Origin of the sequence: Mesorhizobium sp. M0601, from assembly GCF_040320845.1 — a bacterium.
GTDB lineage: Bacteria > Pseudomonadota > Alphaproteobacteria > Rhizobiales > Rhizobiaceae > Mesorhizobium.
This window is the reverse complement of record NZ_JAMYQK010000075.1, coordinates 1-9488: the sequence shown is the minus strand read 5'-3', so window position 1 is coordinate 9488 and position 9488 is coordinate 1. Positions and strand designations below refer to the sequence as shown.

The window sequence follows — 9488 nt, the reverse complement described above, 5'->3', positions numbered from 1 at the left end:
AACCGCTAATCCTGCAATCCAAAAGCCGCTATCCGCCTCAATCAACATGCCAGATCAACGGCTTGCGGATAGTTCACGGTCGACGAGATCCTTGATGAAGGACTTGTCGATCTTCAGCCGCGCCACAGGAAAGGTCTTGAGTGCGCTGAGGCTGGAATAGCCGGTGCCGAAATCATCGATCGAGATCTGGACACCCAGGCTTTGCAGGGCGTTCATGGTGGCGACCGCCAGCTCGATATCCTGCATGATAAGGCTCTCGGTCACCTCCAGCTCGAGATACCTGGCCTCCAGGCCGCTGTCCTTCAGCGCGCTGACAATGCGATCGATCAGGTTGCGCTCCCTGAATTGCCGCGCCGACACATTCACGCAAACGGTCAAGGGCGGCAGTCCTGCGTCTTGCCAGGCTTTGTTCTGCCGGCACGCCTCATGCAGAACCCAGTCACCGATCGGTACGATCAGACCTGTCTCCTCGGCGGTCGGGATGAACATCGTCGGCATTACCGTGCCAAGCGTTGGGTGGTTCCAGCGTATCAGCGCCTCGACCGCAAAAACCCGACCTGACCGAAGGTCCACCTGCGGTTGGTAGAGCAGCGTGAATTCCGAACGCGCCAAGGCGTTTCGCAACTCTTCCTGAAGCAGGAATTTTTCATGCGCCCTGGTGTTGAACTCCGGAGCGTAAAACTGGAAATTATCGCGGCCGAATTCCTTGGCGCGATACATGGCCGCGTCGGCATTTGCCAGCAGCGTATCGGGATCCGTCCCATCCTTGGGATAGTTGGCAATGCCGATGCTGGCCGTCGCCCGCACAAGATGCGCTCCGAGCTGAACCGGCTCGGCGAGTGCAGCCCTGAGCTTTTGCAAGGTCTCGGAAACGAGATCGACGTTCGCCGGCTGGTCGAAAAGCACGACGACGAATTCGTCGCCGCCAAGTCGCACGACGGTATCGGTCGCCCGGACGCAGTCGACCATGCGACTTGCGACGATCTTCAGGAGCTCGTCGCCGGCATTGTGGCCGAGCGTGTCGTTGACGAATTTGAAATTGTCCAGATCGATGAACACCACTGTCACCCAGCGATCGTATCGCTGGGCGTACAAGACCGCCTGTGAAAGCCGGTCCTCCAACAACGCGCGATTGGGAAGCCCGGTCAGCACGTCATGATTGGCCATGAAGTGGATCCGGTCTTCGGCCTGTTTGCGTTCGATGGCGATCCCGGCGATGCGCGTGGTGAAATCGATGAGGCGAGTCTCGGCCTCGGTCGGTTCGCGCACCGTCATAGAATACATCGCAAAAACGCCGAGCACAGCGCCCTGATGCGACAGGATCGGCGTCGACCAGCATGAACGCAAACCGTGTGGCCGCGCGAGTTCGCGATAGTCCTGCCAAAGTGGATCCTGCATGATGTCAGCGACAATCACCGGCTCGCGCCGATAGACTGCGGTACCGCAAGACCCTGCCCTTGGGCCTACCGCGGCGCCGTCGACGGCGTCGGTGTAGTCTCTCGCCAGGCTCGGCGCGGCGGCGTGGCGCAAGTGGCTGCCATCCTTGTCGAGCAGCAAGACCGAACCGAATATCCCCGCCAGTTGGGACTCGACCAGACGCATGAGCCGCTCGAGCACGTCTTCGAGGGGAGCGCTCTTTGCGATCATCTCGAGGATATGCGCCTGCCCGTCGCGAAGGATTTCGGCCTGCTTGCGCGCAGTGATGTCGCGGGCAATGCCGACGAGGCCGAAAATGTTGTTCTGAACGTTGCGCAACGGCAGTTTCGTAGACAGGAACCATTTGCCGGTGCCTGACGCATCGACGACGAACTCCTCCTCGTCGATCATCGGTTGTCCGTCGCGCATCAGTTGCTGCTCGATGAGGCGAAATTTCTGCGCAAGATCCGGCGCGTGAAGGTCGAAGTCGCTCAGACCGATCATGTCGCTCGTGCTGTCTCGACCGCTGTCGGACGCAATGGCTCGGTTGGCGACGACGAAGCGGCTTTCGGTGTCCTTCACCCACATGTAGTCAGGCACAAGGTCGATCAGCGTCTGCAAGGAGATACGCTCGTCGACGACCAAGCGGTTGGCGCTGAGCTCGCTGATGTCCTCATGCGTGGCCACCCAGCCGCCGTCAGGCATCGGCTGATGGCAGACCTGAATTGTCCGGCCATCGGCGAGCTCGGCTGTCCAGTTCCCCGAAGCCGTGCCCGAATTGACTGCCCGGGCCAACGCCAGATAAGCGTCCGCATTCATTGCCGAGGTTCCGACAGCGACGCGTCGCTCGACGATTTCGCGCAGCGCCGCACCCGGCTGCAATTGCTCCGGTGCAAGGCGATAGATTTCCGCATAGCGTCGATTGCACAGGATCAGCCGTTCATCGGCATCAAAGAAACAGATGCCTTGCGAGATGTTCTCGATCGCGGTCTGGAACCGCAGTGCCTGGTCCTCGAGTGCTGCAATCGTCGCGCGCAGCTCGCGTTCGAGGGCTTCGTACGAGGCAGTCGCCAGTTTAGCCAGCGTCGTTAGATTGGCGGATTCGGGTGCTTCGGCGGTTTGCCTGGATGACTTCGTGGCCAAACACAATTCCTCCCGCTGATGCTTGAGGCAAGCAAAGGAGGCTCGCCTTCAACCCAAAAGCGACTGCATATTGGTCCGGATATACTAATGGCAGGTGAACCTGGCTCAACGCCGACGCTACCGGCACAGGCAACGGAAGCCGTGAGCCGGTCGCGGTGCCGGAGCCGTGAGACTTAGTCCATATGCGCGGCAGGCGCCCCACCGGCGGGCGGCGCAGCCTTTGGCTTGCGCAGCAGGAAAACAAAGGGGACAGCAAGCAGTGTCATCATCATCAGCAGCTTGAAGTCATTGACGTAGGAGATCATCATCGCCTGGATATTGACCATGCGATCCATCAGCGACAGCGCCGTCGGATCGCCGCCCGCCGCTGCCGGCGATGCCGCCCAGAGGTTGGGATTGAACGGATTGATGTAGGCCGAGAGCTCGGCATGGTTGATCTGCGTGTTGCGTACCAGCAGAACCGTCACCACCGATACGCCGATCGACGAGCCAAGATTGCGCACCAGGCTGAACAGCGCCGTTGCATCGGTGCGGAAACGTGCGTCGAGCGTGGCGAAAGCCACGGTGGACAGCGGCACGAACACCATTCCCATTCCAAGGCCCTGGATGACGCCGGAGCTGAGGATAAGCCAGTTGTCCATCTGCGGCGAAAAGCTCGACATCGTGTAGAGCGATTGCGCGGTCAGCAGGAAGCCGATGACGACGAGGATCCTGGCATCGATCCTGTGCATGATCCGCCCGACGAACAGCATCGCGATCATCGTGCCGACACCGCGCGGCCCCAGGACGATGCCGATGGTGAGGGTCGGATAGCCGAAGATGGTCGACAGCATTGGCGGCAGCAGCGACATGCTCGCCAGGATGAGCACGCCCATGACAAAGATGAACGCCAGCCCGGTGACGAAATTGCGATCGAGGAAGATCTTGGGGTCGATAAAGGGGTGCTCCGCCGTCAACGTATGTATGGTGAATACCCAGAAGCCGGTGATGGAAAGACCAAGCTCGATCCATATCTCGATCGAGGAAAACCAGTCGACCTCGCCGCCGCGATCGAGCATCAGCTGCAGCGCGCCGACACCGAGCGAGAGCATGGTGAAGCCGAAGAAATCGAAGCTGCGCACCCGCCGGGCGACGCTGGGAAGATATGCCGCCATGCCAAGGAAGGCGATGATGCCGACCGGCAGGTTGATGAAGAACACCCAGCGCCAATTGAAATTCTCGGTCAGCCAGCCACCCAGCGTCGGGCCAAGGATCGGTCCCAGCATGATGCCGGCGCCCCAGATGGCCATGGCCTGGCCGTGGCGTTCCCTGGGGTTGATGTCGAGCAGGAAGGTCTGCGACAGCGGCACGATGGCCGCACCGAACACGCCTTGCATGAGCCGGAACAAAACGATGGTCTCAAGGCTCCAGGCGATGCCGCACAGCATTGAAAAGACGGTGAAACCGACCACGGCCGTCAGGAACAGCTCCTTGCGACCGAAGCGGTCGGCCAGCCAACCGGTCACCGGCGTCATGATCGCCGCGGCAACGATGTAGGAGGTCAACACCCAGTTGATGTTGTCGGGGGAGGCGCCGAGATCGCCGGTCATGGTCGGCAGCGCAACGTTGGCGATCGTCGTGTCGAGCGCTTGCATGATCGTCGCAAGCATGAGCGCAACTGTGATCAGGCCGCGGTGCGGTACTTCGCGAAAGGGTTCTGGGCTGCTCATGACGTAAAACTTCCAGCAGGTAACAAAAACGTGTACATTAGGTTTCCGGACGGCGAGGCCCCGCTGTAGAGAGACCCTCATCGCGGTGGGACGCGAGCATCGATGTGGGGGTTACATCGACTGAGCGTCTCGACAAAGCGGGCGCCTGCCGCCCGGAAACCTGAGGACCGAAGATCCTGCGCGACGTTGTCTGCTCAGGCAGGCTACAGCGCAGCCCGTCTACGCATTCAACTTTTCCTGCGCCTCCCTCGGACCAATCCTGCATCCATCTCGCTGTTTGCTATGCGGCCGCTACCAGGCCTCTTTACCTGGCCTCGCCTGCCGTGGCGCGGCGGAAAATGCTCGGCAGCCCGCGGGAAACGCCGGTGTCCACCGTGACGGTCGCGCTCATGCCGGTGCGCAGCGCCGCCTTGGCGTCGGCATCGGTCAATTCCAGGCGGACCGGAATGCGCTGCGTGACCTTGACCCAGTTGCCGGTAGCGTTCTGCGCGGGCAGCAGCGAGAACTCGGCGCCGGTGCCGGCGCCGATCGCCTTGACGGTGGCTTCGAACGTCTTGCCCGGATAAGTATCGACCATGATTTCGGCCTTCTGGCCGGGTTTCATGTTGGTGAGCTGGGTTTCCTTGAAATTGGCGTCGACCCAGGTGTCGCCGGTCTCGACCAGCGAAAACAGCGGCGTGCCCGAACCGACATACTGGCCGACCTTGAACGAAGCGGCCTGGCTGATGATGCCGTCGGCGGGTGCCTTGACCGTGGTCTGGACCAGATCGTAGGCCGCCTTGTCGCGTGCGGCGAGCGCCGCCATTACCGTTGGATGCTTGTCGGTCTCGATGTCGGGATTGCCGCCAAGTGCCGCCTTGGCGCTGACGATCCCTTGCTGGGCCACGGCCAGCTGCTGCTTCGCCTTGTCGAGGTCGTTCTTGGCTTCGTCCAGAGACGACTTGGCGTTGATGCCCTTCTGGGCAAGGTCGGCGGCGCGGTCATATTGCGACTGCGCGTACTGGACCTGGCTTTCGTCGGACTTCTCCTGCGCCAGCGCCTGGCTGTAGGCCGCACGCAACTGCTCGACATTGAGCCGTGCGCCGGCCACCGCCGCGTCGGCCTGGGCCAATGCGATCCGGTAGGGCTCGGGATCGATAGCGAACAACACGTCGCCCTGCTTGACGGACTGGTTGTCGAAAATGTCGACCTGAACGATGCGGCCCGCCGTATCGGCGGCTATCGACACCTTGGCCTGCTGCAGATTGGCGTTCTCGGTCTCCTGATAGCGGCCGCCGGTCACCCAGACATAGCTGCCGCCGGCGATCAACGCAGCGGGCAGCACAAACATCAAAAGGAAGCGGCCGGCACGGCGCTTCTGCTTCGGCGCCACCGGCGCCGGAGCTATCTGCGGAGCGACCGTTACCGGAGCTGCCGCCGGCTTCGCGGGAGCTTCCATCTCCAGCTTGGCCGCATTCTCATCTAGTTTGGCTACCGCGTTCATGCTGCTGTGCCTTCCGTATTCTTCACTTTTTCCGAGGGCGGCGCCTCACCATCTGCAAGATTCTGCACCATTGTCTCCAGCGCCCTGACCAGGACGCGGCGATCTTCCGGCGAAACGCCAACGAGCGATTCCTCATAGACCTCGCCGGCAAGGCTCTTGACGTGGGTGTAGGCCGCGTTTGCCTTGGCGGTCGGGAAAATCATGCGCACTCGCCTGTCGGTTGCGTCGGGACGGCGCTCGATCCAGCCGCCCTCCTCCATGCGATCGACAAGACGCGAGACGCTGATCGGCTCGATTTCGAGAAGCTCGGCAAGCCGCGCCTGCGCGACACCCGCCTCCTTGGCGACACGTACCAGAAGCCGCCATTGCGCTGAAGAAAGGCCGAAACCACTGGCGCGCGCCTCGAAGCGCTTGCGCATCAGGCGCTGCACGTCGTGGATCAAAAAGCCTAATCTGTCGATGCCGTCGGAAACCATGAGCGACATATATAATAAGCGTGCTCATAATTCAAGGAGCCGGATTGTGCCAGAAGCCGGCGAGTGTGCATGGCAGTTGGTGCAGGGCGATCGTAGTTAGCAATTTATTACGCCGGGCGCTTGTAACGCGAAGCCATGCGGTTCTCGAGCGGCGCCCCGGATGAGCTGAGCCTGGATGCAGCGCTTGTGACGGCGCCCTCGGGCGAACGCTTCTTCAGCATATCGGCGTGCTACATCGGCCCACTCGACGAAGGCCAGCAAATCATTCAACCTCTGAGAGAGTATGGCACGCCAGTTGAGCGCCGGATTGCTCCTGTCCCCTATCTTCAAATCCAATCGGCCGGGGACAGCCTCTTTCCGCGCGGGCGGCGCTACTACTGGAAGGCGCAGTTCATGCGCGAAATCACAGATCAGGCGATCGATACCATGCTTGCGGCTTACATGACTGCACCCAGCGAATCGCTTCTGGTCCTGCAGCAGGTTGGCGGCGCCATCTCGCGAGTACCGATGGACGGAACGCCCTACGCCAATCGGGATGCGCTTTACGATCTGGGACTACCCGTCTGACGACGAAACGCACATCCGATGGGCGCGCGACCTGTGGGATGCAATGAGACCGTTCTCGACCGGCGGCGTCTATGCGAATAATCTCGGCGAAGAAGGCACTGATCGGGTTCTGGCGGCTTACGGCGAGAATTATCCGAGGTTGGCCGCACTAAAGAACAAGTATGATCCCACCAATTTCTTTCGCTTGAACCAAAACATTAAGCCTGCGACCTGAGCGACCGCCCCAGGCCGATGCTCGAAATTCTGCGGCGCTGCTACAGCTCCAAATTCCAGTTCTGGCCGACCAGATCCTTGCCGAAGGAATGGTGGCGCTCCTCGTTGGTCAATTTAAAGCCCGCAGCCTCATAGATGTGGCGGGCGGCGGCGAGCACGTCGTTGGTCCACAGCGTCAGTGTCGTGTAACCCGTGGCGCGGCAAAAGCCGATACATTCCTCGACCAGCCGCTTGCCGATGCCGAGGCCGCGCGCCGACGGCTCGACATAGAGCAGGCGCAACTTCGCCACCGCGTCAGACTGGCGCACGACGAAGACCGAGCCGACGACCTCGCCTTGCCGCTCGGCGATCCAGCTGCGTTCCCATTTCGGATCGAAGGATTTGACGAATGCGCCGAGGATTTCGGCGACCAGCGCCTCATAGGTTTCGTCCCAGCCATATTCCTGCGCGTAGAGCAGACCCTGGCGATGAATGATCCAGCCGATGTCGCCGACTTGCAGAGGCCGCAGCATATAGGGAATTTTGGGCTCGGCGCTTCCGCCCAGCAAACGCTGCACCGTCTGCATGGCCTTGACCAGCCTGTCCTGTTCGGCAACCGAAAGCCGTTCGAGCAAAGCCGCGACCTGGTCGTGCGAACCTTGGTTCAGCGGCGCGAAGGCCTGCCGCCCGGCCTTGGTCAGCGCGATCGACGAGCGCCGCGCATCCGCCTCGATCGTGGCGCGCTCGACCAGATCACGCTCCTCGAACTTCTTCAGCAGCCGGCTGAGATAACCGGCATCGAGGCCGAGATCGCGCGCAAGGTCGGTGGCGGTCAGGCCATCGCGATGCGCCAGCTCATAGAGCACTCGCGCCTCGGTCAGCGAGAAGGTGCTTTTCAGCAGCCCTTCGTCGAGCAGCCCGATCTGGCGGGTGTAGAAGCGGTTGAAGGCCCGCACCGCGTCGATCCGCTCCTTGCCTGGGTGATGATGAATGGTCATGGCATCCTCCTCCCGGCAAGATCAGCGATTTAGTTGACTTAGTCAAGTATCCGTTTGAAGCAATTGTCCTGATGATGCTCACCGTGCGCCTTGACTCGCGCGAGTTGCCAGCCTATTTCAGCGCCACGTTAGCACTCCCCCAAGATGAGTGCTAACCACATGTCCGGCGCCGCCGGACGGAGGAACTGTTCTCACCATTCTCATCGAGGAATAAAAAATGGCAAAGTCGAAGTTCCGCCCGCTTCATGACCGCGTGGTCGTTCGTCGGGTCGAATCCGAATCCAAGACCGCGGGCGGGATCATCATCCCCGATACGGCTAAGGAAAAGCCGCAGGAAGGCGAGATCATCGCCGTCGGTTCCGGCGCCCGCGACGAAGCCGGCAAGCTCGTCCCGCTGGACGTCAAGGCCGGCGACCGCATCCTGTTCGGCAAGTGGTCGGGCACCGAAGTCAAGCTCAATGGCGAAGACCTTCTGATCATGAAGGAATCCGACATCATGGGCATCATCGGCTGAATATCGGCCTCACCCTCATTTAAATCTTCGGGCTCAATCCAAGCCCCTGCCAGGAGCTAAAAATGGCTGCCAAAGACGTAAAATTCTCCCGCGACGCTCGCGAGCGCATGCTGCGCGGCGTCAACATCCTCGCCGACGCGGTGAAGGTCACGCTCGGCCCCAAGGGCCGCAACGTCGTCATCGACAAGTCGTTCGGCGCACCGCGCATCACCAAGGACGGCGTCACCGTCGCCAAGGAAATCGAGCTTGAGGACAAGTTCGAAAACATGGGCGCGCAGATGGTCCGCGAAGTTGCTTCGAAGACCAACGACATCGCCGGCGACGGCACCACCACCGCGACCGTTCTGGCACAGTCGATCGTCCAGGAAGGCCACAAGTCGGTTGCCGCCGGCATGAACCCGATGGACCTCAAGCGCGGCATCGACCTCGCCGTCGCCGACGTCGTCGCGACGCTGATCAAGAACGCCAAGAAGATCAAGACCTCGGAAGAGGTTGCCCAGGTCGGCACCATCGCCGGCAATGGCGACGTGTCGGTCGGCTCGATGATCGCGGAAGCGATGCAGAAGGTCGGCAATGAGGGCGTCATCACCGTCGAGGAAGCAAAGACCGCCGAGACCGAGCTTGAAGTCGTTGAAGGCATGCAGTTCGACCGCGGCTATCTCTCGCCCTACTTCGTCACCAACGCCGAGAAGATGGTTGCGGATCTGGAAGACGCCTACATTCTTCTCCACGAGAAGAAGCTCTCCAATCTGCAGGCCATGCTGCCGATCCTCGAGGCCGTCGTGCAGACCTCGAAGCCGCTGGTCATCATCTCGGAAGATGTCGAAGGCGAGGCCCTGGCCACGCTGGTGGTCAACAAGCTGCGCGGTGGCCTGAAAATCGCCGCCGTCAAGGCGCCGGGCTTTGGTGATCGCCGCAAGGCCATGCTGGAAGACATCGCCATCCTCACCGGTGGCCAGGTCATTTCCGAAGACCTCGGCATCAAGCTCG

General features: G+C 61.2%; 9 protein-coding genes. 4 read left to right on the top strand and 5 right to left on the bottom strand.

The window, feature by feature from the left end; all coding sequences use genetic code 11:
- Window positions 1-54: 54 nt before the first annotated feature.
- The 4 genes from NKI41_RS32245 to NKI41_RS32230 form a co-directional block, all read right to left on the bottom strand.
- Window positions 55-2559 (bottom strand): EAL domain-containing protein, encoded by a 2505-nt coding sequence (locus NKI41_RS32245; protein WP_352686997.1) that lies wholly within the window; start codon window positions 2557-2559, stop codon window positions 55-57.
- Between the two features lie 173 nt (window positions 2560-2732).
- The gene (locus tag NKI41_RS32240; RefSeq protein ID WP_352517860.1) at window positions 2733-4268 is read right to left on the bottom strand and encodes a DHA2 family efflux MFS transporter permease subunit; all 1536 of its coding nucleotides are present in this window, start codon (window positions 4266-4268) and stop codon (window positions 2733-2735) included.
- A 304-nt stretch (window positions 4269-4572) separates the two neighbouring features.
- Window positions 4573-5751, bottom strand: coding sequence for an HlyD family secretion protein (locus tag NKI41_RS32235; RefSeq protein WP_352474507.1), 1179 nt, complete (start codon window positions 5749-5751; stop codon window positions 4573-4575).
- A complete protein-coding gene (locus tag NKI41_RS32230; protein ID WP_352474535.1) occupies window positions 5748-6227 on the bottom strand; it encodes a MarR family winged helix-turn-helix transcriptional regulator in 480 nt (159 codons plus the stop codon). The genes NKI41_RS32235 and NKI41_RS32230 overlap by 4 nt, the downstream gene beginning before the upstream one ends.
- 135 nt (window positions 6228-6362) lie before the next feature.
- Here NKI41_RS32230 and NKI41_RS32225 point away from each other — a divergent pair, with 135 nt between their 5' ends.
- Window positions 6363-6794, top strand: coding sequence for a hypothetical protein (locus tag NKI41_RS32225; protein ID WP_352474506.1), 432 nt, complete (start codon window positions 6363-6365; stop codon window positions 6792-6794).
- Complete coding sequence (locus NKI41_RS32220; protein WP_352474504.1) at window positions 6763-7008, top strand: BBE domain-containing protein; 246 nt, start codon at window positions 6763-6765, stop codon at window positions 7006-7008. The genes NKI41_RS32225 and NKI41_RS32220 overlap by 32 nt, the downstream gene beginning before the upstream one ends.
- 40 nt (window positions 7009-7048) lie before the next feature.
- Here the strand turns inward: NKI41_RS32220 and NKI41_RS32215 are convergent, their stop codons facing one another.
- On the bottom strand, window positions 7049-7984 hold the full coding sequence (locus NKI41_RS32215; protein WP_352686993.1) for a bifunctional helix-turn-helix transcriptional regulator/GNAT family N-acetyltransferase: 936 nt from the start codon (window positions 7982-7984) through the stop codon (window positions 7049-7051).
- 217 nt (window positions 7985-8201) lie between these two features.
- Here NKI41_RS32215 and groES point away from each other — a divergent pair, with 217 nt between their 5' ends.
- Together groES and groEL are read left to right on the top strand one after the other, a co-directional pair.
- On the top strand, window positions 8202-8498 hold the full coding sequence (gene groES / locus NKI41_RS32210; protein WP_006203049.1) for a co-chaperone GroES: 297 nt from the start codon (window positions 8202-8204) through the stop codon (window positions 8496-8498).
- A gap of 62 nt (window positions 8499-8560) precedes the next feature.
- Window positions 8561-9488: chaperonin GroEL (groEL, locus tag NKI41_RS32205; RefSeq protein WP_352686991.1), on the top strand; the 928-nt coding region annotated here is incomplete at its 3' end.

Bases quoted from the DNA above. Each gene is read 5' to 3' on its own strand.
- NKI41_RS32225 (WP_352474506.1), top strand. From the start codon at position 6,363: ATGCGGTTCTCGAGCGGCGCCCCGGATGAGCTGAGCCTGGATGCAGCG.
- NKI41_RS32235 (WP_352474507.1), bottom strand. From the start codon at position 5,751: ATGAACGCGGTAGCCAAACTAGATGAGAATGCGGCCAAGCTGGAGATG.
- NKI41_RS32215 (WP_352686993.1), bottom strand. From the start codon at position 7,984: ATGACCATTCATCATCACCCAGGCAAGGAGCGGATCGACGCGGTGCGG.
- NKI41_RS32220 (WP_352474504.1), top strand. From the start codon at position 6,763: ATGCGCTTTACGATCTGGGACTACCCGTCTGACGACGAAACGCACATC.
- NKI41_RS32240 (WP_352517860.1), bottom strand. From the start codon at position 4,268: ATGAGCAGCCCAGAACCCTTTCGCGAAGTACCGCACCGCGGCCTGATC.
- groES (WP_006203049.1), top strand. From the start codon at position 8,202: ATGGCAAAGTCGAAGTTCCGCCCGCTTCATGACCGCGTGGTCGTTCGT.
- NKI41_RS32230 (WP_352474535.1), bottom strand. From the start codon at position 6,227: ATGGTTTCCGACGGCATCGACAGATTAGGCTTTTTGATCCACGACGTG.